The following is a 22,198-nucleotide window of genomic DNA, read 5'->3' as shown; positions in this document are numbered from 1 at the left end:
CATGCCAACTCCGGACCACCCACAGGAACTTCTGGAAGAGCTGCTCGACGGGCAGGCGGACGAGCTGTCCCGCGCCGCCCTCATGGACGCGCTGCGCGGGGATGCCGCGTTGCGCGCGGAGCTGCGGCTGCATCTGGAAATGTCAGACTCGCTCGGGCGGCTGAAAACGGAACGCCAGGATGAGAACTTCGTCCGCAGCGCCGCCGGCCATGCCATGGCCGTGGGCGCGGAGCAGGCGGATGATTTCGTCAACGGCCTCACCCGCAGGATTTCCCGCCGCACGTGGGCACGCCGGCTGGCAGTCGCCGCCGTCATCACCCTGGCGGCCACAGGGGCCTTCGTCGCCTACCGGCCATCCACCACATCCGCAGTCGTGGCCTCCATGATCGAGCTGGATGACCAGGGACGGGTCATCGCCCGGCATGACATCACGCCCGGCTACCACCACGCCCCGCAGGAGGGTCTGTTCCGCCTCAACTTCAGCAACGGGGCCGTCGTCGCGGTCGAAGCTCCGGCGGATTTCAGGATCGAGTCCGCCATGAAGATGAGGCTCCATTCCGGGAAGCTGAACGCCTGGTGCCCGGAAAGCGCCCATGGCTTCCAGGTGGCCACCGCCACCGGCATGGTCACGGATCTGGGCACTTCCTTCGGTGTCTCCACCCACCGCAACGGCGCATCGGAGTTCCTCGTTCTGGACGGACTCATCGAGGTGAGCCAAGGCAAGGAAACACGCCGCCTGGAGGAAGGTCAGGCGGTGCGAACCGCCAGATCCGCCGGCATCGAGGATCTGGCATTCGAGGCCACGCCCTTCGCACGGACCTGGCCGCTGGCCTCCGGCATCATCGCCACCCACGGCTCGGTCAAACCCGCCCCTCCGGGGACCGCGGAACAGCTCTCAAAGCTCGAAAGCAACGACACCGTCCTCGTCATCCCGGAAAAGCGGAACGTCATCTTCGACCAGTCGTTCCAGGCGGAGATCACGGAACCCGGCACGTTTTCCTCCGCCAACGCCAGCCAGCTCCATGTGCTGCGGGAGGATCCGGAAAAACGCCTCCGCAGCTTTCTCGTCCGCTTCAATCCTGTCTATGACTTCGGCTTCAAACGGTTCGACGGAGCGGTCACCTTTGACCGCCCGGTACTTGGAATCTGCTGCCAGGGAAAATACCTCGATGCGACCGATGGCATCTTCGCCACCGGCGCATGGACGGATGTGAGCGAGGAGGCCCGCCAGTTCCGCGGGATCGATCTCAACCAGCCATCGGGATATCCGGAGCAAGTCACCCTGTCGGAAGACCGGCGCACCGTCACCATCGTCTTCAACGCGGGCGTCTCAAGCGATGACATCCGGGTGATCCTGGAGGAGGACTGAGATCTCATCCGCGGATCTTTGCCAGACGTCCGGACATTTCCTTCACCTTGTCCGGATGCTCCGCGGCTACATTCCGGCTCTCCGCCAGATCATCGGCCAGGTTGAAAAGCTGGGGTTTTCCCTTCTTCGGTAGGATCAGCTTCCAGTCCCCTTCCCTCAGCGCCAGTTGTCCGCCGATTCCCTGTTGCACGACGAACGGACGGCCATCAGGAGAAGCACCGGTCAACGCCGCCGAGATTTCCTCACTGTCCGGGAACGCGCCTTCCGGAGAAGTGGTTCCGCCCAGCTTGGCGAAAGTCCTGGGAAAGTCGATCTGGCTGACCACCGCATCGCTCGTCCCGCCGTCCTTGATCTTCGCCGGCCATCTCACCAGGAACGGAACCCGCGTTCCCCCTTCATGGATCGAATACTTGCCACCCCTGAGAGGTCCTGAGGGTTTGTGGTCCCCGACTTTCACGACAGATCCGTCCACATAGCCGTCATCCAGCACGGGGCCGTTGTCACTGGTGAAGATCACCAGCGTGTTGTCCGCGATGCCCAGGTCATCCAGGGTCCGCAGTACCTCGCCCACCTGCCAGTCCGTTTGGATGATCGCATCCCCACGTGGACCCATTTCCGTTTTTCCGACGAACCGCGGATGCGGCACGCGCGGCACGTGGATGTCATGCAGAGCGTGGAACAGGAAGAACGGCTTGTCCTTTGATTCCGTGATGAAGCGCACCGCCTGCGCCGTGAACGCGTCCGCCATGTCCTCATCCTTCCACAGCGCCGCCTTTCCGCCGCTCATGAAACCGATGCGACCGATGCCGTTGATGACCGCATTGTTGTGCCCATGGCTCCAGTCCATCTTCAATCCGGAACGTTGGGTGATGCCCGTCGGCAATCCGGGAAACGGCTCCTTGTAGGAAACACGGATGGGGTCCGCAGGATCCAGGTTCACCACCCGCCCATTCTCCACATACACACACGGCACGCGGTCACCCGTCGCCGCCATGATGTGGGAGAAGCCGAAGCCGATCTCATCCGGCCCCGGCTTGATTTCTCCGTTCCAGTCCGGCCCCCCTCCGCCACCCAGGCCCAGGTGCCACTTCCCCACGACGCCGGTGCGGTAGCCCGCCTGCCGCAGCACGGAGGCCAGTGTCGGCATCTTCGTGTCGATGATGAGACCGGCATCTCCCGGCAGGATGCCGGTTCCTGCCTGACGGAACGCGTACTTTCCCGTCAACATGGAGAAGCGCGAAGGCGTGCAGGTCGCGGAGCTGCTGTAGCCTGACCGGAAATTGATGCCCTCCTTCGCAATGCGGTCGATGTTTGGAGTCGCCACCGCCGTCGCACCATTCACCGAGATATCGCCGTATCCCAGGTCATCCGCATAGATGAGGACGATGTTCGGTGGTGCGGCCATGGTGGTGGCAACGGCAAACAACGGAGCGAGGAACATGAGGAATCTCATCGGAATGGGTCGTTTGGAACAAAGGATCACACCCCCTTATTTCCCGAGATGTTCCGGTGTTCCAAAAAACACCCGGAATCCAATGGAAATTTCATCTCAAGCCTCCGTTTTCCGGAGCTGGTCCACCAACCTGCCGACGAGCTGCTCCACCGCCGCCATCTGCGCGCCGTCGGTCAGCCGGTCATCCGCCGTGAATGCCTCATACGCCTTCGGGATGGTGACTTCCCCGTCGATCACCTCGACGCGGATATTCCCCAGCAGGATGCGGAGCTGCGCCAGGCTGCGCGCGCCGCCATACCCTCCGGGGGATGCGGCGATGATGGCCGCGGCTTTCCCCTTGAACGCCAGCAGCGGCGGCTCGTCATCGGAGTCCGCCCTGGACACCCAGTCGATGGTGTTCTTCAGCACCCCGGTGATGCCGCTGTTGTACTCCGGTGAAGCGATGATGAAGCCATCGCTGCGCACGAACAGCTCCTTCAGCTTCTTTGCCCCCTCCGGCTTGCCCTCCGCCTCCTCATCATCCTCGTCGAACAGAGGCAGGCGGTAGTCCCTCAATGAGATCAGCGTCACCTCAGCACCCGCCTGGTGGGCGGATTCCGCCGCCAGTGCCGCGAGCTTCTGGTTGTAGGACTCAAGGCGGAGGCTGCCGCCAAAAACAAGGATGCGTGGCTTGCTCATATTTACCGGGAGTATGTCACAAAAAATGGCGGCGTCAGCAAGAACACTGACGCCGCCTTGACGATATTGGCACGATCAGGCGCCCGCCTTCACCTCAAGCTTCAGCTCGATGACGACTTCATTGCGGATCAGGTCCTCCGCCTTGCCCGGATAGACCACGCCGAAATCCTGGCGGTTGATGTCGAACTTCGCGTCGATCTTCACAAGGTCCCCGCTCTGGGTGACGGTGGCGGGGAAGGTGATGTTCTTCGTCACGCCATGAAGCGTGAAGTTTCCGGAGACCTGATAGGAAGTGTCCGACTTCTTCTCCAGGGAGGTCGCGGCGAAGGTGGACTCCGGGAATTTCTCCACGTCGAAGAAATCCGCGCTCTTCAGGTGTTCGGTGAGCTTGTCCGCATCGGACCAGGTGGAGTTCATGTCGATGGACACCTTGTGGTCGTTGCCGGAAAGAGCGCCGTCCTTCACGCTGAAGTGTCCGGTGACGGTCTTGAAACCACCGCTGTGGCTGCCGGTGACTTTCGAACCCACGAAGTTCACGGTGGAGTTCTCCGTGAAGACATACTTCGTGCCGCCGTCAGCGGTGGCCACGGTGCCTTCCACCGCCTCCTTGACGGCGGCGGACTCGGTCTTGTCAGCGGGGTTTTCGCAGGCCGTGAAAAGGACGGGAACCGCGAGGGCGATGATGATGGATGTTGGTTTCATGGTGTGAGGTATCTGTGTTTTCGTTTTTTGGGAGCTTATGCGAGATCGAACAGGAGTGCCTCGGCAGGTCCGCCAGTGGCCGTTACTTTGACTTCGCCCGCTTGTTCGAGCGACACGGCGTCTCCTGCTTCCAATTTTATTCCATTTACTTCCACATCGCCTTTGGCGACGTGCAGCCAGAGGCCGCGCCCCTCTTCCAGCAGGTGGGAAGCGGAAGCAGTGCCATCCAGTTTCAGCAAATGGACAAAGGCATCCTGGGCGATGGTGGCGGAGCCGTCCCGGCCGTCCGGAGAGATCACCAGTGTCTTCCCTCCGGCGGAGGGGCCGGAAGGCTTCCACTCGGTATAGGCCGGTTCAAGGCCGCGTGTCGCGGGGGTGATCCAGATCTGGAGCAGATGGGTGCGGCCGGAGGCGGATGGATTGAACTCGGAGTGGCGCACACCGGAACCCGCCCGCATGAGCTGGATCTCACCGGGGTTCAGCACCCTCTTGTTGCCCATCGAATCCTCATGGGCCAACGCCCCTTCCAGCACGTAGGAGAAGATCTCCATGTCCCGGTGGGGGTGCATGGGGAATCCACCCTTCGGAGCCACCTTGTCGTCATTGATCACACGCAGGGAGCGGAACCCCATGTGCGCGGGATCATAGTAGTCCGCGAAGGAAAACGTGTGCCAACTGTCGAGCCAGCCATGGTTGGCGTGGCCGCGCTCCGTCGCGCGGCGGACTGTCAGTGCGGGATTGCTTGTCATGCCCCCATCATACCGGAATCCCCCGCCCCGCATAATGCCACCTCCGCAGCCTGAGCATGCCTTCCCGGCATGCGGTGGAAGTAGGGGCGTGGCTTCGCCACGACGGCTGGCAAGACCCTCCTTCCTCTCCCGTTCCGCATGCGAGCGATGCCATCCATGTCGCCTTGGCATCGGGGGATATTACCGATCCACCCCGCCGTGATGGCGCAGCCATCACGCTACGGGAGAGGAAATGTGCATGGCAACCCATCCACCTCCTGCTAGAAGCAGGTATGGAACTGAGGCAACTGAGGAATTTCCTGACCATCTGCGAGGAAGGCAGCATCACCGCCGCCGCCCGCGCCCTCAGGATCACCCAGCCCGCCCTCAGCCGCCAGATCAAGGGCCTGGAGGACGACATGGGAGTCCAGCTCCTCGAACGCGGCGCCCACTCCGTGAGCCTCACCCCGGCCGGGGAAGCACTCATGACCGAAGGGAAGAAATTCGTCCGCGCGGCGGATGCGATGATCGAAAAGGTGAAGCTCGCCGGCATCGGGGAACCATTGAGGATCGGCTACGCGCCATCACTCGCCGGGGATTTCCTTGGCATCGCAATCGAGCGGTTCACCCAGATCCACCCCCGCGTCCGCATCAGCCTGAATGATTGCTCCTCCTCCGAGATGCGCGCCGGGCTGGCCTCCGGGAAGCTCGACCTCATTCTCGCCCCACCCGGCCCCCAACAGGACATCCGCTGGGAAACCCTGCGCACCTACGGCTGGCGGCTGGTCGTGAAGACCAACCATCCGCTCGCGGGCCGGAAAAAGATCTCCACAGCCGATCTGTCGGGAGAGAAACTCCTGCTCTACGACCGGGAGCACTACCCGGAATATTGGGAACGCATCACCGGCTTCTTCCGCGAACACAAGCTCCAGGCCAAGGTGGCCGGGGAATTCGACGGCATCACCAGCCTGCTCTCCGCCCTGGAAGCAGGGCTGGGCGTGGCCCTGCTGGCGGACAACATCGCCATCGGCAACGGTCGCCGCGACGCGTTGGCCGGCATCCCCATCGAGAAGGAACCCGGAAAGATCGTGGTCGCCGCCGGGGTCCTGGCCGACCAACCGTGCCGGCCCTCCGTGCTGGCATTCATCGAGGAACTCAAGCAGGCGGCGAAAGGGAGATAGTCCCTCCGCCGAAGTTCCATGAGCTTTGCCAAATGAAAAAGCGGCGGCCATCTTCCGACGACCGCCGCCCGAGAACAAAGCGAACCCAAGGATCAGAACACCTTGGTCACACCAGGGATCGGGGCCGGGTAGAGGCCATCCGCACCGGCTTTCGGGCCGGGATCCGCGTCCCAGGCGAGGACCTTGGGCATGGTGTCGAGGCTGGAATTGAGCGCCTGCTCCCAGGTCACTTCCTGGCCGGAGTAGGTCGCCATCCGGCCGAGGATCGCACTGAGCGTGGACTCCGCGGTGAAGTAGGCGTCGTTGACCGGCTTGTTCTCCTGGATGTGTTTGACCAGCACGTCGTGCTCGGTCTGGTAAGGGTTGTTGTCAGGTCCCTTGAAGCGCCAGATGACCTTGCCCTTGCGGTCCTTGATCTGGCCGGGCTGGGCCGTGCCCTGGCTGCCCATGATGGACTCGCTCACGCGGGACCAGGTGCCATCCCAGTGCTTGCACTGGCTGTTCATCACCGTACCGTCCGCATAGGTGAACTCAACGTAGTGGTGATCGTAAATCTCACCCCAGTCCTTGCCGACGCGTTTGGTGCGTCCGCCGATGCCGTTGGCCTTCACCGGGTGTGCGCCACCCTTGAACCAGTTGACGACATCGATGTTGTGGATGTGCTGCTCGACGATGTGGTCGCCGCAGATCCAGTTGAAGTAGTACCAGTTCCGCATCTGGTATTCCATCTCGCTCATGCCTTCCTTGCGCGCACGGGTCCAGACGCCTGCGCCGCTCCAATAAACCTGGGCGGAGACGATGTCACCGATGATGCCTTCCTTCACCTTGGCCAGCGTTTCCAGGTAACTGTTCTGATAGTGGCGCTGCAGGCCGCCGACGATCTTCAGGCCCTTTTCATCCGCCTTCTTCGCGGCTTCCAGAACCTTGCGGACACCCGGGCCATCAACCGCGACGGGCTTCTCCAGGAAGACGTGTTTGCCCTTCTCCACCGCGTATTCGAAGTGAGCCGGGCGGAAGCCGGGAGGCGTGGTGAGGATCACCAGGTCGCACGCGTCGATCGCGGCCTTGTAGGCGTCGAAGCCGGCGAAAACGCGCTCCTTCGGCACGTCCACCTTGTCACCGAACTGCTTCTTCAGGTTGTCCAGCGCACGCTGGGCATTGTCCGGGAAGGCATCCGCAATGGCCACCAGGCGGGTCCCGGGGCAGTTGAGGGATTGCGCGGCGGCGCCGGTTCCACGGCCACCACAGCCGACGAGGGCCACTTTGATGTCACCGGCTGCCTTTGCGGCATCCTGCGCGCGCAGGATGGTGGGCATCGCGGCGGCGGCCGTGACAAGGCCGCCGGTTTTGAGGAAAGAGCGTCGGTCGGTAGGATTTGACGGATTCATGAGTGGACCTAAACGACCCTCCACCCGCCGTTCTTACCAGAAAAATCAGATTCAGGGAGCTTCAGGAGCGGTGCTGGCATCATCCCCGTAGAAGCTTTTGATGTAGCCGAACTCCACCAGGGTATCCTGCCACGGCGCCAGCACGTTGGGATCCTGGAAAATGCGCCCGCTCATCGCCAGCCATTCCTCCGCCTTCAGGAGATCCTTGCTCTCGTATGCCAGCGCGGCCTGCGCGAAGTAGTAGAAAGGCGACTCATCCAGATAGTCATACTTGCCCGCCAGGAGGATCACCTCGTTTTTCTTTCCGAGCTTTTCCTTGCACAGCAGCAGCTTGAATTCGACCAGCCGTCCCAGCGCGACGTCGTTTTGCGGCAGCAGGGTGAGCAGCTTTTCAAAGGCATCGTGGGCTTCCTGCCATTTCCTGGTCACGAACAGCACCTCCGCGATGTTGAACTCGATGCTCGGATTGTTCGGCGAGAGCTGGCTCGCCTTGCGGAAATCCTCCATCGCTTTGTCGAAGTCGCGGAACTCAACGTAGCAGGAACCACGGAGATTGTAGATCTCCGGAGCTTCCTTGAAGATTTTCTCAGCCTTGAACAATTCATCCAGGGACTCGAACACCCGCTTCGCCTGAAACAGCCGGGAGGCCTCCCCCAGGTGTTTTGCGAATTCCTTCCGCTGCTCTTCGGGCAGATTGAGGAATGCCTTCTGGTTCGCGTTGAGTTCCTGCTTCGGTGCTTCGCCTTCCTTCTTCGGATCAGCGGCCGGGGTGGGCGCGGGAGCGTCCTGCGCCATCAATGGAGCAAGTGCCAGGGCGAGAATGAGGGATGAGAAAGCGGAAAATTTCATAAAGGGGCGATTCCTGTGTTCAGGCTAAACCGCCGGAACGGAGTCGGCAAGCTGTCGTTCATCTCGAAAATCCTCAGTTTTTCACATACCGGGACTCGATCAGCGTGTCGATGAACGGAGCATTCAGTCCGCGGTCCGGGTGGAAGGCCTTCACGTCCTGAAGAAACCCCGCCGCAGCGCCCCGGTTCCGGTTTTCGAATTCGATGACCGCCTTCGCATACCATTGGAACGGAGTGGTGGCATCATCGGCGCGCTTGGCCGCCAAGGCACCGGCGTCCGCCAGGGCACCCAGCTTGCAATGACAGACCAGCAGCTTCAGATCGACCAAGGCTGCGAGCGTTCCATCTCCACCCGCCAGCTTCGGCTGCAGCGCGCCGAACGCTTTCATCGCCTCCTCCCACCGATGTTCCACGAAATGAACCTCCGCGATGTTGAAGGAAATGCCCATGTTCCCCGGCATCAGCGCATCCGCCTTTCTGAAAGCTTCCATCGCCCGGCCGAAATCCCGCGCCTCGACATGGCAGGAGCCCCGCAGGTTGTGGGTTTCCGGGGAACCGGCGAAGATGGCTTCCGCTGCCGCCAGTTCATCCAGGCTTGCGGGGATCCGTTTCATCCGCAGCAGGCGTGACGCCTCGCTGACATGGGCTGAGAACTCCTTCCGCTGGTCTTCGGTCAGTTCATGGAATGCCTCCCTCCCCACCACGCCTTGTTCCTGCCTTGGTTGCACCGGTGGAGCTCCCCCCGGAACATCCGCGACCGCCGCGTTGACGCCCAACAACCCGACGACGGAACCGATCATGCAGAAGGACGCTTTTTTCATGGAATTCCCGTTCTATCGCAAAATGCCCGGGGTTCAAGGTTTCTGTTCTTGGGATCCCTTGTGATTTTGGGTTTCCCCCGGCCTGCGGGGGTGCTTCCCTTCCCCTGCAATCCATGAAGATCGGCCTCGCGCAAACCAACGCCGTCATCGGGGACTTCCCCGGAAACATCAAACGCATCCTGGCCGCCTACCGCGAATGTCTGGAAGCGGGGGCGGACCTCGTCATCACACCGGAAATGGCACTTTCCGGCTATCCGCCGCGCGACCTCGTCTTCAAATCCCAGTTCGTGCCGAAGTGCCTGCAAGCGCTGGACCACCTCGCGGAAGGCATCCGCGAGGTCCCGCTCATCGTCGGCTATCTGGACCACAACACGTCCGCCCGCCCCGGCAAGCCGTTCCGGAACGCCGCCGCCTGGCTGGAGGGTGGGGAGATCCGCCACCGCATCTGGAAAACCCTGCTCCCCACCTACGATGTGTTCGATGAGCGCCGCTACTTCGAACCCGGGGAGTCCTGTGAGCCGGTGATCTGGAAGGGACACCGCATCGGCATCACCATCTGCGAGGACATCTGGACGGAGGACTACCTCCAGCGCCCGCTCTACGAGAGGGATCCCGCCGAGGAACTGGCGGCGAAAGGCATCGATCTCCTCCTCAATCTCAGCGCTTCCCCCTTCCACCTCGGAAAGCCCGCGCAGCGCCGGGAAATGCTGGGCGCCGTCGCCAGGCAGGCGAAGGCTCCCGTCGTCTATTGCAATGCCACCGGCGGGCAGGACCAGCTCATTTTCGACGGCCACTCGGTGGTCGTCCGTGCGGATGGAAGCACCGCCGTGCAGATGTCCGGCTTTGTGGAGCAGACGCTGGTGATTGACCCGTTCGATGCCGCAGCCGGCGCACCGGTCACGGATGAAGCGGACGCCGCCCAGCTTTACCACGCCCTGGTATTGGGCCTGCGCGACTACGCGACGAAGTGCGGATTCACCAGTGCCTGCCTCGGCCTCAGCGGCGGCATCGACTCCGCTCTCACCGCCGTGCTGGCGGCGGACGCCCTCGGCGCGGAAAACGTCCACGGCCTCACCATGCCCAGCCCCTACTCCTCCGGCGGCAGCGTGGATGATTCCGTGGCCCTGGCGGAAAGCCTTGGCATCCGCTGCGACAGGGTGCCCATCAGCGACATCTACCATACCATCAAGGCCACCCTGAAACCGCTCTTCGCCGGCAAGCCGGAGGATGTGACGGAAGAAAACATCCAGGCCCGCATCCGCGGCGTCCTGCTCATGGCCCTGTCCAACAAGGACGGCCACCTCCTGCTCACCACCGGGAACAAGAGCGAGCTGGCCGTCGGCTACTGCACCATCTACGGGGACATGTGCGGCGGGCTCGCCGCCATCTCCGACCTGCCGAAAACCCGGGTCTACGAACTCTGCCGCTGGATCAACCGCGAAAAGGAGATCATCCCGTGGAACACCATCGACAAGCCACCGAGCGCCGAACTCAGGCCGGACCAGAAAGACCAGGACACCCTGCCTCCTTACGACATCCTGGATGCCATCCTGGAGCTCTACGTGGAGCGGCAGCTCTCCACGGACGAAATCATCTCAGCGGGTTATGAGGAAAACATGGTCCGCTGGATCCAGCGCCGGGTGGATCTCAACGAGTGGAAGCGCCAGCAGGCGGCTCCCGGTCTGCGCGTCACCTCGAAGGCATTCGGCATCGGCCGCCGTATGCCGGTGGTCCAGCGTTTCGTCGGCTGATCCCGAATCCTCCCTTTCCCTCACTTCCGCACGCTGTTAAACAGGCTTTGTTGACACCCCCATGACTCTTTCCGATGCGCGCAAAACCCTGGGACTGGGACCGGACGATGATCCGCGTCCTTTCCTGAATGAATTCAAGGAGGCCCGCGAGCGCATCGCGGAAATGGTCCGCACCGCCCCGAATGACATCCTGGCGGAGCGCTACCAGAAGGGCCTGGTGGATTTCGACCAGGCACTGGCCGCCGTGCGGGAGCACCTGGAAGCCGTCGGCCTCCTCCCACGCCCTTCCGGAGGCCTCCAGCCTGCGCCCGAGGTGGAGAGTCCTCCTGCCGCAACCATCCCTCCGGTCGCCGCCAATCCCGTTCCTCCCGCCACCGGGGAACCCGCCCAACCGGTAACGGCGGAGGAAATCCCGCCCCCACCGGCTCCCCTTCCCACCGACGCCGAAGCAGTCGCCCTCCCTCTTCCGACACCGCCCACCGGGGTGGCCGTGGAGTCCGCTTCCCCACCAGCTCCGCAAACACCACCTGAAACCCCAGCCGTCGCCGTTGCGCCACCGCCAGCCCCGGAGACACCGGTTCCAGCTTCTCCGCCCGCAGGCAAGCCCGCTCCTGAGAAACCCGCTTTCATTTTCGAACGCGCGGAATCCCTCCCTCCATCCGCTCCTCCCCTTCCTCAAATCACGGACGTTTCGGATGATGAGGCTGAGGACGATGTTCCTGTCCGGGGTTCAAAACGTGCGGCCCGCGTGGCATGGTTGCTCACCGTCATCCTGCTGTGCATCGCCGGAATGATGTTCTACCTGAAACGGGAGGAAGACCTGCGGCTCCAGAAACTCGAGGAAGTCATCGAGCTGGGGAAAAAGGGCTACTCCATGATCGAGAACCGCAGGTGGCCGGAAGCCGCCCGGATCTTTGACCAGATTGAAAAACTGAATCCCGAATCCTCCCTCCTCACCGAAGGGCGTGCGAAAATCGCAGCCGGCATCGCGGAAGAGGACAGCCAGTTCATCGGCTTCCTGACCGGACAGGCGAAGGCCTCCCTGGAAGCGAAGCGGTGGGATGAGGCCACCGCCTCCGCCCAACAGGTGCTGGACCGTTTCCCCAACGAAAAGGAGGCCACCAGCCTCCTCAAGCAGATCGCCGAAGGGAAGGCGCTCGAGGCGGACCGTCTCACGCTCGCCTCCGCGCGTGACATGCTGCAGCAGCGGAAATGGGACGACGCCATCTCCGCCGCCAACAAGATCCTCGCCTCCCGACCGGGTGATGACGACGCGGAGGCCTTGCTCGCGGATGCGACCGCCGCCCGGGACAAGGCCGCCGCGGACATCCGGAAAGCCAGGGAGCTTCTCGGACAGGCACGCGCGCGGGACAAGGGCCAGTTCGACCAAGCCATCCTTGATCTGCTCCGCGAAGCCAGCCTCCTTTCGCCGGAGGACCCGGAGATCAAGGCACAGTTGGAAAAGCTTTCCTCCTATGCCCGCACCATCCGTGTTCCCGGGGATTTCGCCACGCCGGCGGAGGCCCTCGCCAAGGCACGGGACAGGGACCGCGTCATCATCGCCGCCGGCACATGGGAAGGTCCGCTGGTCGTGACCGCCGCCATCGACCTCCAGGGTGCGGGTCCGGACACCACCATCGTCCAGTGCGCGGCACAGGATGGCTCCCCCATCACTCTCGCGGCCAATGCGAAGGGTGCCCGTGTGACCGGTTTCTCATTCCGCCATGAATCATTCGATCCCGGAGAGGAACGCTATTCCGCAGGCCTTGTCCGGGGAGTCGCGGTGGATTTCGTGGACTGCCGCTTCCAGGACGCCAGCGGTCATGGACTTGCCGTCATCGAGGGCGGGCACGCCATCATCAACCGCTGCCGCTTCGCCGACAATGGCTGGAACGGCGTGGCCGCCTCCGGACCCGGCACCCTGTTGGAAGTCCGGGAGTCGGAGTCCCTGCGGAACTTCGGTCACGGCATCGAATCATGGGACGGCGCCGCCATCATCCTCGTCGGCAACCGTTGTGACGACAACAGCGCGAACGGAGTGCACGCGGACAATGGCGGTGGCTCCGTCTCGCTCGAGAAAAACCAGTTCTCCGGCAACCGTGAGTTCGGCGTGGTCCTCAGCAGCGCCGGCTCCGGCAGGGCCACGGGCAACACCGCCCGCAACAACCTGCTGGGAGGCTTCGCCATCCGTGCCCCCGCCGCCGGTGTGGCGTTCTCAGGAAACGAGGCTTCCAAGAACACCGGCCCGGGCCTCATCCTCGACATCGGTCTGACCGCCGCCAGCTATTCCGGAAACACCAACGTCGGCAACCTGGGCCAGCAGGTCCTCCTGAACGCGAACCTCACGGTGAAGGACGAACCTGCTCCGGAGAAAAACGCGGAGACCCCGCCGAAGGCAACCGCCGTACCCGAAGACCAGTGACAGCCGGCGGCAGGGGAATCCCAGGATCCTGGAGAATGGCCCCGCCATGGAGACCCGCAGCCAGGCAGGAACCGCAGGCCGGATCAGCGCAAGCTGCGCGGACGTAATGCTGTTCCGCCATCCCCGGAAATGACCAGTTTCCCGCCCTTCAAACAAACGGTGTTCCGGGCCGACGCCGGGACCGTCTGCACCCGCACCCCTTCCATCCCAGGGCTCCTACATTGGGGATGGGCAGTTCCCTGATACGTGCATTTTTCAACCGCCATGGAAGCGAAGCGACATGGCGGTTGGATTTCTCCCTAATGTAGGGACCCTGCCTTCCACCCCCTCCTTTATCCTTGCGCCTCACTTTCTCCCGGCAAGAATCCGCGCCCGCGCTTCGCGGTTCCATCCCCATGAGCGACCCAGTTCCCAACGCGTCCATCGAGCAACTCGGCGAAATTTTCCGCAACCATGATTCCTTTGTGATCATGAGCCATGTCCGTCCCGATGGGGATGCCATCGGCTCACAGATCGGCCTCGGTTTCGCGTTGATGGCCGCCGGGAAAAAAGTCCGCCTCATCAACGAGGATGGCCTGCCGGAGAATCTGGCCTTTCTGCCCGGCTCCGAAAAGATCGAAACCCCACCCGCGGAACCGCTCGATGTGGAGGTTGCCATCGCGCTGGACACAGCCACCAAGCCGCGTCTTGGGGACAACGTGCTGCACGCCGCCTCGAAAGCAAAGGTCCTGCTCAACATCGACCACCACATTTCAAACCCTTCCTACGGTGATCTGAACCTGATCGACTCCCACAGTCCGGCCACCGGCCAGATCATCTACAACATCATCACCGCGCTCGGCCTGCCTCTTCCCGCGGAGTCCCGCGACGCCATCTACGTCGCCGTCTCCACGGACACCGGCTCCTTCCAGTATCCCTCCACCACCGCAGCCACCTATGAAATGGCGGCGGACCTGATCCGGCGCGGACTGGACGTGGGGACGATCAACTCGAAGACCTACGATGACCATCCCTACCGCCGCGTGGAGCTCATGCGGGCGCTGCTCAACACGCTCCAGCTCTCGCCGGATGGAAAGGTTGCCAGTTGGGAACTGAAGGACAGCACCCGGCTGGAGCTGGACCTGCGCCCGGAGGACAGCGAGGGACTCATCGACATCATCCGCGCGATCCGCGGAGTGCGTGTGGCGGCTTTCTTCGAAGAGCTGCCGGACGGAAAGATCCGGGTCTCCATGCGGTCGAAGGACAAGAGCGTGGACGTCTGCAAAATCGCCATGCAGTTCGGTGGCGGCGGGCATTCCCTCGCCGCCGGCATCCGGATGGCGGGCCCCATCGGGGAAGCGCGGGCCAAGGTGCTCGCCGCGGTGGAGCAGGCCATCTGAGCCATCCCGTCCACCGGCGAATCATTTTTTATCAAACATGAGAAGAAATCCATCGGATGACAATGGTCCCAGCGGTGTGCTGCTGATCGACAAGGCCCCGGACATGACCTCGCACGATGTCGTGGCGATCGCCCGCCGTGCCCTGAATACAAAGAAGATCGGCCACTGCGGCACCCTCGACCCCATGGCCACCGGCCTGCTGATGCTGGTCATCGGCCGCGCGACGAAGATCCAGGACCTGCTCATGAGCGAAGACAAGGAATACGAGGGTACGATGACACTAGGTGCCGTTACCTCCACCCAGGACCGCCAGGGAGAGGTTCTCGAATCGAAGCCGGTTCCGGAGCTTTCCGACGCCGAGATCAAGGGTGCCTTCGACAGCTTCATGGGCCCGTTCGATCAGATCCCGCCGATGGTGTCCGCCATCAAGAAGGATGGAGTGCCCCTCTACAAGCTCGCCCGCAAGGGCCAGGTCATCGAGCGGGAACCCCGCCCGGTCCACGTCACTTCCTACAAGATCACCCGCACTGCTCTGCCGGAGATCGACTTCACGGTGAACTGCTCGAAGGGCTTCTACGTCCGCACCTACGCCCACGACATCGGCGAAAAACTGGGCTGCGGCGGCCACCTCAGCGCACTGCGCCGCACCCGCTCCGGAAAATTCACGCTTGAGCGGGCCGTCACCGTGGACGAACTGAAGAACGCACCCCGCCAGGAGCTGTACAACGCTCTGGTCTCCCTCGCGGAGATATCGCTCATGCGGGGTGCCTGAACCCATCATGATCACCGTCAACCGCCTCGAAGATCTCCCGGCACTGGATGCTCCGCTGCATCTCGCGCTGGGTGTTTTCGACGGCGTGCATATCGGCCACCGGGCGGTGATCGGACGGGCGGTGGATGCCGCACGCCGTCAAGGCGGGCTGGCCGGCGTGCTGACCTTCGACCCCCATCCCATCCGGGTCATCGCCCCGGCCAAGGCCCCTTCCTCACTTCTCGCCACCCTCGGGCACAAGGCCCACATCGTGGGCGGTCTGGGTGCGGAGCTCCTCATCCCCCTGCGGTTCGACCAGGAACTGGCAGCCATGGACGCAGCCCGGTTTCTCGACCAATTGCTCGCGGCGCCGGTCCGCACCATCGCCGTTGGTGAGGATTGGAGATTCGGAAAAGGCCGCCACGGTGACGTTGAACTGCTCCAGTCCCGGGCGGAGACCTCCGGTTTCCGGCTGGAGGCCGTGCCCCCCGTCATGATTGAGGGCGAACGGGTGAGCAGTACCCGCATCCGCCAGGCCATCCGCGATGGGAATCTCTCCGCGGCGGCCACACTCCTCGGCCGCCCGTATTCCGTCTGCGGCCCCATCGTGCACGGCCGGCACCTCGGACGGACGATCGGCTTCCCCACCGCCAATGTCTCGACCGGAGATGCCCAGCTTCCTCCCGATGGAGTCTGGGCCGTCACCACTGCCCTCCCGGATGGGAAAGTCCACCAAGGTGTCGCGAACCTGGGTGTCCGTCCGACCGTGGATGGCACCACCCGCGCTCTGGAAGTCCATCTGTTCGACTTTTCGGAAGAGATTTACGGCACCGAATTGGAGGTCACCTTCGTGGAATTCCTCAGGCCGGAGAAGAAATTCGCCGATTTCACCGCACTTCAGCGGCAGATCGAGGCCGACGCCGCCGCTGCCCGGAAAATTCATGACCGGCGGCGAAGTCCAGGAGCTTGACGGATCGAAGTGTTCATATAAACACAAATTCATATGAACACCCTGACTCCTGCATTCAAGAAACTCCGTGCACTGTGCCTGTCCCATCTGCAGGCCCGGGGCTGGGTCCGGCGCCCCCTCCCCCGCCGGGAGTTCCAGATGGAGTTCCGGTGGCGCTAAAAAGGTGAATTTTCCCGGATTTTGCGCTTACCCTCCCGCGCCCGGCCCTCTATACGTCTCCAAAACCTTTGTATGGAGAACTCCAGAATTCTCATTCCTCCGACGGGCAGGGCCGCCTTGCTGGCCACCGCATGCCTGCTTTCCCCGCTCTTCGCGCAGGGGCCTTCCGACGTCTCCGGTCTCGCCGCCCGTGAACTGGCGAAACGCGGAACCAGCACCCAGGAAGCCCACGAGCTCCTCCTGAAAGGGGATGAATCCTACAACGCGGGCCGCCATGGCGATGCCGTGGAAGCTTACGCCGGAGCACTCTCCCTGCTGCCGGACGCGCCCACCACCGCCGAACTCCGGTCGGCCGCCAGGGAACGCTACGCCCAGGCATCCGTCGAATACGGCAGAACCTTGGTGAAGAAAGGTGATCTCGCCGGAGCAAAAGCAGCCGTGGACAAGGTTCTGCAACCGGACATCGCCCCCAACGATCCGGGAGCGCTCGCGTTCCGTGCCGACCTGGACGACCCCATCCGGAACAATCCGGCGATGACCGTGGACCACGGCAGGAATGTCGACCAGGTCCGCAAATTGCTCTATACGGCCGAAGGTGCCTACAACCTCGGTAAATACGATCAGGCACGTTCCACCTACGACGACGTGCTGCGCATTGATCCATACAACTCCGCGGCGCGCCGTGGACTGGAACGGTTGGCCGCGGCGAAATCCGACTACCAGCGGACGGCAACCGATCAAGCCCGGGCCGAGATGCTCGGCCAGGTGGAAGGGGCTTGGGAGCTTCCGCTCGCCCCCCTCCCGGTGGATCCAGCACTTCCCGGCCAGCTCGGGCAGACGGCGGACACCACCTTCGTCCCCATCTCCCGCAAACTCGACCAGATCATCATTCCGAAGGTTTCCCTGGAGCAGGCCTCCATTTCTGATGCCATCGACTTCCTGCGCATCCAGGTCTCAGCCAACGAAGGCACCGCGGGCACCATCAACTTCAACCTGAATCTCGGCGAGCCGGACAAAGCCGCCCAGATCAACGCGCTCAAGTTCGATCTCCAGCTCAACAACACGCCTCTTTCCCAGGTCCTCAAGTACGTCACCGACCTGACGAGAACCCACTATACGACGGATGACTACTCCGTGATCATCCAAGCCCTCGGAGGTGACGCGACCCGCCTGACTTCCCGCAGCTTCAAGGTCCCCCCGGGATTTCTGGCGAGCCTGAGCGAAGGAGCGTCCACCCCGGCCGCCTCCGCGGACCCGTTCGCTTCCACGCCTGCCGCCGGTGGAGGACTCCTGGCGAAACGGCTGGGAGCCCAGGAAGCACTGGCCATGCAGGGCGTGCCTTTCCCGGACGGAGCCAGCGCCACCTTCAACGCACAGAACAACACCCTCCGCGTCACGAATACGGAGACCAATCTCGACACCATCGCCCGCATTGTCGAATCCATCTCCGAAGCGGAGCCCGTGAACGTCATCACGCGGGTCACCATGATCCGCACCGACCAGCGGAACCTCGAGGAACTCGGCTTCGACTGGACCCTCGGCGGCGTCGGCTTCGACGGCGACCGCTACACGCTCAGCGGAGGGTCCCAGGGAAGTGGTGATGATCTTTTTGATGTACCTGTCACCATCCCCCCTGGCAACAGCCTCCGCCCGATCACCGCGGGCAACCGGAGTGGCGCCACCGCCATCGACGGAAATGCCATCGACGATCTCATCAACATGGGAAGCGACCGGACCCTGCCGGCAAACCGCGCCCCGGGCATTTTCCGCATTTCCGGCGTCTTCGGAGGCAACCAGGCGAACATGCTCATGCGGGGACTGAGCCAGAAGAAAGGTGTCGATCTCATGACCAGTCCCTCCACGGTCACACGGAACGGCCAGGCATCTTCCGTGCGGGTTGTGCGCGAGTTCATCTATCCGACGGAATATGAGCCCCCGGAGATCCCCCAGACCATCAGCTCGACGGAAATCTACCTCAACGGCGTCTACGTCGGCTCGGAGGGCAACAACTCATTTCCCGTGACGCCTGCCACACCAACTGCGTTCGACATGCGGGAAGTGGGGGTGATCCTCGAGGTCCTGCCCACTGCGGACGCGAACAAGCGCTTCATCGAAGTGGTCATGAAACCTTCCATCACTGATTTCGATGGATTCGTCAACTATGGCACCCCGATCAACATGCCCTCGGGCTCCGGTTCCATCCGCGTGACCGACAACTCGATCCTGATGCCGGTCTTCAGCACCCAGAGGGTGGACATCCCCACCCTGAGCGTTGCGGACGGCTCCACCATCATCGTCGGCGGCCTGCTCAAGCAGAACCTGCAGAGCGTCGAGGACAAGAGCCCGGTTCTGGGGAACCTTCCCGTCGTGGGACGCCTCTTCCAGTCGAAAGCCCACCAACCGGTATCAACCGCCATCATCTTCATGGTGAACGTCCAGCTTGTGGATCCCACCGGTCGTCCGTTCCGGCAGCAGCAATGACCCGTCGTTCCTTCCCATCATCCTAACCGCCGATGTCTTCACAACCCGCCGAGCCGGAGAAATATTCGCTCGATGAAATGCTGGAACGCTTGCAAGGCAAGTCATCCCCCACTCCTGAAGATTCGGGCGAACTGGTGACCCGCGCCGACGGTACCCAAGCCATCAAGGTGAGGAAGCGCAAACGGCGGAGCACCCAGCCCCACAAGGATGCGGCGAAGAAGGCGTCACGCCTGCGTGCCTTCCAGGTGTCTTCCGTCGTCGTCCTGATGATCCTGGCTGGCATGATTTTCGGAGGTCTCATCATCTACGCGAACAGCGCCCCCTACCGGAAAAAAATCATCTCGAAGTTCAATACCGGAACCGGTGCGAACATCCTCTTCCAGCAACTCCAGATCAGCCCGACCGGCATGGTTGCCCGGGGTGCGGATCTGGAATGGCCGGAGGGCAACCTGCTGAAATCCCTTTCCCTCACCGAGATCCGGGCGCAGTCCCTCATGGGCGGCGTCATCGGAAATCGATGGAGCGTCAATGAGGTTTCCGCCACTGGCGGGAAGCTCGTGATCGGTTCACAGCAAGGAGGGCAGCCACTCCGCTATTTCCCGGCGGCCGGGTCATCCCCCATCTCGGTCGAACGTCTGGCGGTGGCGAATCTCGATATTCTCCTTGGTGACACCAACGCCCCTTCCCTCCGCCTTCTCAAGACCGAGGGATCATTCTATCCCGGCAACGGTGAAGGGCCCCCCTCCGTCCGGCTTTTCAGAGGGGAAATGCACGTTCCGGAGTGGCCCGTCTTCCGGATGGACCGTGCACTTCTGGATATCAAGCAGAACGGCGTGGAGATCGTGAGCATGCGGCTCTTCCACGAACTCGACAACCTCGGGAACATCGAACTCACGGGAGCATTCGATCCATCCGCAACAGGCAAGGAACAATCGTTGGAGGTGAAAATGAACTCCTTCAACATGAACGGCATCGCAGGAACCTCCCTTGGTCACCTGGTGGCCGGGAGGGTGGACACCCGCGAGATCCCCGGAGGCAGGAACGAACTCTCTTTCTCATCTTCCAACCCCGCTGGCAGACTCCACGTCGCTTTCTCCTCTTCATCAAACTCCCTGCCCCGCCTCAACAACTTCTCATTCCTCCGGAAACTTTCCCAGCTCACGGACAATCCATGGTTCCTTGACCCCCTGTTCCACGATGGCTGCACCGGCATCCTCCATCGGGAAAACGGCGTGGTCAGGATCAGCGAACTTGCCATCGTCTCAAAAACCCAGCTCAAAGTCACCGGAGATCTCTCACTCGAAAAGAACGAAGTGCTTTCCGGAACACTTGAGGTGGGGCTCCCGGAAGCAACCGTCACCGCAGGCCGGAATCCCGCTCTCGCCCAGGTGTTCAAGGAGAGCAAGGACGGATTCCGATGGGTAACCCTCAAGATTTCCGGCACCAGCGGCCGGCCCGTGGACAACTTTGCCGAACTGGCGCAAGCTGCCGGCGAGACGGTGGGAGAGCCGGACGAGAGCAAGGATCTGTTCGAGACCCTCACCACTCCACAGGGCCGCTGATGCCTGTCCGCCCGCAAGGGGGCCACGGCGAACACAGGTTGCTCATGGGAACGGAGAACCACGCATCCGCGGCGACTCCATGCCGGAACAGACACTCGTTCCGGAAGGCAAGGCAACGGCCGGGCGGCAATCGTTGTTAGAAGCGCGGAATCAGATTTTTTGTGAAGATCAGCATGGCTTTCCTTTGAAAGGTGGTCCAATGTGTCAGGTGGACAAGGCGGATGAAACCGCCGTCCATTTCACCTGTAACACATAAAGAACCATGCAAACTGCCAACGTCAATCTGCCGATCACCGTCACGGTGCGCCACGAGCAAGTGACCGATGCCCTGCGCGATCACGTCCACAAGAAGATCGAAGGACTCCATCTGGACTACCCGCGCATCATCGAAGCCAAAGCCATTCTCGACGTTCAGAAAAACCGATTTATCGCCGAAGTCATCCTCCACTGCGCGAACCACATCCACATCGAGGCCCACACCGAGGGCAAGGACATGTACGCCGCGATCGACGAGACCGTTGACAAGATCGCCCGCCGGATGCGGAAGCACAAAACCCGCCTGCTGAAGAAGAACCGCCCCCACCGGAACGAGTCGATCCGGCACCTGGAGGAGCGCTTCTTCACCGAGGACGCCCTCGATCACCCGGAAGAGGCGGAACACGATCCGGAACCGTTCATCATCCATCCGGACAACTACGCCATCAAGACGATGTACAAGGAGGATGCCATCATGCAGCTCGAGCTCTCCGACCGCCCGTTCGTGCTCTACAAGAGCGCCCGCCGCGGCTGCCTGACCATCGTCTACCGCCGCAAGGACGGCGAATACGCCGCCATGGACATCAAGGGAGAATGATCCTGCGGTAGGACCGCGTTCGATTGAAAAAGAAGAGCCGGACGGGAGGAATCCCGTCCGGCTTTTTCCTTTCTAGCGGAAGTAGTCGATTCCCACGCCTGCCACCGAATCCTCCTTTTTGTAGATCGCGGCATCGCCCGCGATGACCACGGCCAATCTTCCATCCTGCGTCCAGGAAATGCGCGCGGAATCCTGACCATCGATACTGAACACATTGCCGCCTTCTTCCGCCAACTGCCCTCCCACCGGCAGGATGGTGGCCTGGGTGTTGGAACCCGTCGTCGCCCCGCAATCCCGGGAAAACACCACCACCCGGTGCCTGCCGTCCGGCGAGGGCAGATCATGGGAAATCTCGTTCTCACACGCAGGATCACAACCCGCCAGCATCAGCAGCGGGGAAATCAGCAGCAGGCAGGATCTCATGCGCGTCCTCTTATCAGGGATGAATCCGAACTCCAAAAAGAAAGCAGGGGCGGGAGGCCTGCCGTGATGGTGAGCCATTCCGCTACATGCCATTTCACGACGGCTCGATAAGCCCACAGAGCTCCCGCAGCGCCGTACGATGAAAAGATGGATCATTCTTTATTGGGGTCGGAGGACGGCACCCATCCACCCTGCCGTAATGGCGCAGCCATTACGCTACGGAAGGATCCGCCGCTCTGATGGCGGAATCAGGATCGGAGGATCGCACCCGTCCCACGA

At 62.3% G+C, this 22,198-nt stretch carries 18 protein-coding genes; 10 read left to right on the top strand and 8 right to left on the bottom strand.

Annotation, left to right across the window (positions count from 1 at the left end; translation table 11 throughout):
* Nucleotide 1: 1 nt before the first annotated feature.
* Nucleotides 2–1,369: a hypothetical protein gene (locus tag OVA24_RS07505; RefSeq protein WP_267674580.1), complete on the top strand. Its 1,368-nt coding sequence runs from the start codon at nt 2–4 to the stop codon at nt 1,367–1,369.
* A 4-nt stretch (nt 1,370–1,373) separates the two neighbouring features.
* Here the strand turns inward: OVA24_RS07505 and OVA24_RS07500 are convergent, their stop codons facing one another.
* The 4 genes from OVA24_RS07500 to OVA24_RS07485 form a co-directional block, all read right to left on the bottom strand.
* Nucleotides 1,374–2,822: a sulfatase family protein gene (locus OVA24_RS07500; RefSeq protein WP_267674579.1), complete on the bottom strand. Its 1,449-nt coding sequence runs from the start codon at nt 2,820–2,822 to the stop codon at nt 1,374–1,376.
* 96 nt (nt 2,823–2,918) lie between these two features.
* Nucleotides 2,919–3,500: an NADPH-dependent FMN reductase gene (locus OVA24_RS07495; protein WP_267674578.1), complete on the bottom strand. Its 582-nt coding sequence runs from the start codon at nt 3,498–3,500 to the stop codon at nt 2,919–2,921.
* A gap of 75 nt (nt 3,501–3,575) precedes the next feature.
* On the bottom strand, nt 3,576–4,202 hold the full coding sequence (locus OVA24_RS07490; RefSeq protein ID WP_267674577.1) for a YceI family protein: 627 nt from the start codon (nt 4,200–4,202) through the stop codon (nt 3,576–3,578).
* A gap of 35 nt (nt 4,203–4,237) precedes the next feature.
* Nucleotides 4,238–4,951, bottom strand: coding sequence for a pirin family protein (locus tag OVA24_RS07485; protein ID WP_267674576.1), 714 nt, complete (start codon nt 4,949–4,951; stop codon nt 4,238–4,240).
* Nucleotides 4,952–5,223: 272 nt separating this feature from the next.
* Between OVA24_RS07485 and OVA24_RS07480 the strand changes: the two genes are divergently transcribed.
* Nucleotides 5,224–6,111, top strand: a complete 888-nt coding sequence (locus OVA24_RS07480) for a LysR family transcriptional regulator (protein ID WP_267674575.1) — start codon at nt 5,224–5,226, stop codon at nt 6,109–6,111.
* Between the two features lie 92 nt (nt 6,112–6,203).
* Here the strand turns inward: OVA24_RS07480 and OVA24_RS07475 are convergent, their stop codons facing one another.
* The 3 genes from OVA24_RS07475 to OVA24_RS07465 all read right to left on the bottom strand — a co-directional run bounded on the left by OVA24_RS07475 (nt 6,204) and on the right by OVA24_RS07465 (nt 9,168).
* A complete protein-coding gene (locus OVA24_RS07475) occupies nt 6,204–7,499 on the bottom strand; it encodes a Gfo/Idh/MocA family oxidoreductase (RefSeq protein ID WP_267674574.1) in 1,296 nt (431 codons plus the stop codon).
* Between the two features lie 51 nt (nt 7,500–7,550).
* Nucleotides 7,551–8,348 (bottom strand): tetratricopeptide repeat protein, encoded by a 798-nt coding sequence (locus tag OVA24_RS07470; protein WP_267674573.1) that lies wholly within the window; start codon nt 8,346–8,348, stop codon nt 7,551–7,553.
* Nucleotides 8,349–8,421: 73 nt separating this feature from the next.
* Nucleotides 8,422–9,168 carry a tetratricopeptide repeat protein gene (locus OVA24_RS07465; protein WP_267674572.1) on the bottom strand — a complete coding sequence of 249 codons (747 nt, stop codon included), beginning with the start codon at nt 9,166–9,168 and terminating at the stop codon, nt 8,422–8,424.
* A gap of 113 nt (nt 9,169–9,281) precedes the next feature.
* On the opposite strand from OVA24_RS07465, the gene OVA24_RS07460 reads away from it, so the two are divergent.
* The 8 genes from OVA24_RS07460 (at nt 9,282) to raiA (ending at nt 21,496) form a co-directional block, all read left to right on the top strand.
* A complete protein-coding gene (locus tag OVA24_RS07460) occupies nt 9,282–10,919 on the top strand; it encodes an NAD+ synthase (RefSeq protein WP_267674571.1) in 1,638 nt (545 codons plus the stop codon).
* 61 nt (nt 10,920–10,980) lie between these two features.
* Nucleotides 10,981–13,341 (top strand): right-handed parallel beta-helix repeat-containing protein, encoded by a 2,361-nt coding sequence (locus tag OVA24_RS07455; protein WP_267674570.1) that lies wholly within the window; start codon nt 10,981–10,983, stop codon nt 13,339–13,341.
* Between the two features lie 395 nt (nt 13,342–13,736).
* On the top strand, nt 13,737–14,720 hold the full coding sequence (locus OVA24_RS07450) for a DHH family phosphoesterase (protein WP_267674569.1): 984 nt from the start codon (nt 13,737–13,739) through the stop codon (nt 14,718–14,720).
* A 37-nt stretch (nt 14,721–14,757) separates the two neighbouring features.
* The gene (truB, locus tag OVA24_RS07445; RefSeq protein ID WP_267674568.1) at nt 14,758–15,492 is read left to right on the top strand and encodes a tRNA pseudouridine(55) synthase TruB; all 735 of its coding nucleotides are present in this window, start codon (nt 14,758–14,760) and stop codon (nt 15,490–15,492) included.
* 7 nt (nt 15,493–15,499) lie between these two features.
* On the top strand, nt 15,500–16,441 hold the full coding sequence (locus OVA24_RS07440; RefSeq protein WP_267674567.1) for a bifunctional riboflavin kinase/FAD synthetase: 942 nt from the start codon (nt 15,500–15,502) through the stop codon (nt 16,439–16,441).
* Nucleotides 16,442–16,672: 231 nt separating this feature from the next.
* On the top strand, nt 16,673–19,081 hold the full coding sequence (locus OVA24_RS07435) for an Amuc_1098 family type IV pilus outer membrane protein (protein WP_267674566.1): 2,409 nt from the start codon (nt 16,673–16,675) through the stop codon (nt 19,079–19,081).
* 32 nt (nt 19,082–19,113) lie between these two features.
* A complete protein-coding gene (locus OVA24_RS07430; RefSeq protein WP_267674565.1) occupies nt 19,114–20,643 on the top strand; it encodes a hypothetical protein in 1,530 nt (509 codons plus the stop codon).
* A 262-nt stretch (nt 20,644–20,905) separates the two neighbouring features.
* Complete coding sequence (gene raiA / locus OVA24_RS07425) at nt 20,906–21,496, top strand: ribosome hibernation-promoting factor, HPF/YfiA family (protein ID WP_267674564.1); 591 nt, start codon at nt 20,906–20,908, stop codon at nt 21,494–21,496.
* Between the two features lie 72 nt (nt 21,497–21,568).
* Here the strand turns inward: raiA and OVA24_RS07420 are convergent, their stop codons facing one another.
* Nucleotides 21,569–21,919, bottom strand: coding sequence for a hypothetical protein (locus tag OVA24_RS07420; protein ID WP_267674563.1), 351 nt, complete (start codon nt 21,917–21,919; stop codon nt 21,569–21,571).
* Nucleotides 21,920–22,198 lie beyond the last annotated feature (279 nt).

The sequence above is a fragment of the Luteolibacter sp. SL250 genome (assembly GCF_026625605.1).
GTDB lineage: Bacteria > Verrucomicrobiota > Verrucomicrobiia > Verrucomicrobiales > Akkermansiaceae > Luteolibacter.
Note: the sequence above shows the minus strand (reverse complement) of the source record. Positions and strands in the feature narration are given on the sequence as shown.

Coding starts and splice junctions, on each gene's coding strand:
- OVA24_RS07490 (WP_267674577.1), bottom strand. CDS start 4,202: ATGAAACCAACATCCATCATCATCGCCCTCGCGGTTCCCGTCCTTTTC.
- OVA24_RS07440 (WP_267674567.1), top strand. CDS start 15,500: ATGATCACCGTCAACCGCCTCGAAGATCTCCCGGCACTGGATGCTCCG.
- OVA24_RS07475 (WP_267674574.1), bottom strand. CDS start 7,499: ATGAATCCGTCAAATCCTACCGACCGACGCTCTTTCCTCAAAACCGGC.
- OVA24_RS07420 (WP_267674563.1), bottom strand. CDS start 21,919: ATGAGATCCTGCCTGCTGCTGATTTCCCCGCTGCTGATGCTGGCGGGT.
- OVA24_RS07505 (WP_267674580.1), top strand. CDS start 2: ATGCCAACTCCGGACCACCCACAGGAACTTCTGGAAGAGCTGCTCGAC.
- OVA24_RS07480 (WP_267674575.1), top strand. CDS start 5,224: ATGGAACTGAGGCAACTGAGGAATTTCCTGACCATCTGCGAGGAAGGC.
- OVA24_RS07430 (WP_267674565.1), top strand. CDS start 19,114: ATGTCTTCACAACCCGCCGAGCCGGAGAAATATTCGCTCGATGAAATG.
- OVA24_RS07435 (WP_267674566.1), top strand. CDS start 16,673: ATGGAGAACTCCAGAATTCTCATTCCTCCGACGGGCAGGGCCGCCTTG.
- OVA24_RS07485 (WP_267674576.1), bottom strand. CDS start 4,951: ATGACAAGCAATCCCGCACTGACAGTCCGCCGCGCGACGGAGCGCGGC.
- OVA24_RS07500 (WP_267674579.1), bottom strand. CDS start 2,822: ATGAGATTCCTCATGTTCCTCGCTCCGTTGTTTGCCGTTGCCACCACC.
- OVA24_RS07495 (WP_267674578.1), bottom strand. CDS start 3,500: ATGAGCAAGCCACGCATCCTTGTTTTTGGCGGCAGCCTCCGCCTTGAG.
- OVA24_RS07455 (WP_267674570.1), top strand. CDS start 10,981: ATGACTCTTTCCGATGCGCGCAAAACCCTGGGACTGGGACCGGACGAT.
- OVA24_RS07465 (WP_267674572.1), bottom strand. CDS start 9,168: ATGAAAAAAGCGTCCTTCTGCATGATCGGTTCCGTCGTCGGGTTGTTG.
- OVA24_RS07460 (WP_267674571.1), top strand. CDS start 9,282: ATGAAGATCGGCCTCGCGCAAACCAACGCCGTCATCGGGGACTTCCCC.
- OVA24_RS07450 (WP_267674569.1), top strand. CDS start 13,737: ATGAGCGACCCAGTTCCCAACGCGTCCATCGAGCAACTCGGCGAAATT.
- truB (WP_267674568.1), top strand. CDS start 14,758: ATGAGAAGAAATCCATCGGATGACAATGGTCCCAGCGGTGTGCTGCTG.
- raiA (WP_267674564.1), top strand. CDS start 20,906: ATGCAAACTGCCAACGTCAATCTGCCGATCACCGTCACGGTGCGCCAC.
- OVA24_RS07470 (WP_267674573.1), bottom strand. CDS start 8,348: ATGAAATTTTCCGCTTTCTCATCCCTCATTCTCGCCCTGGCACTTGCT.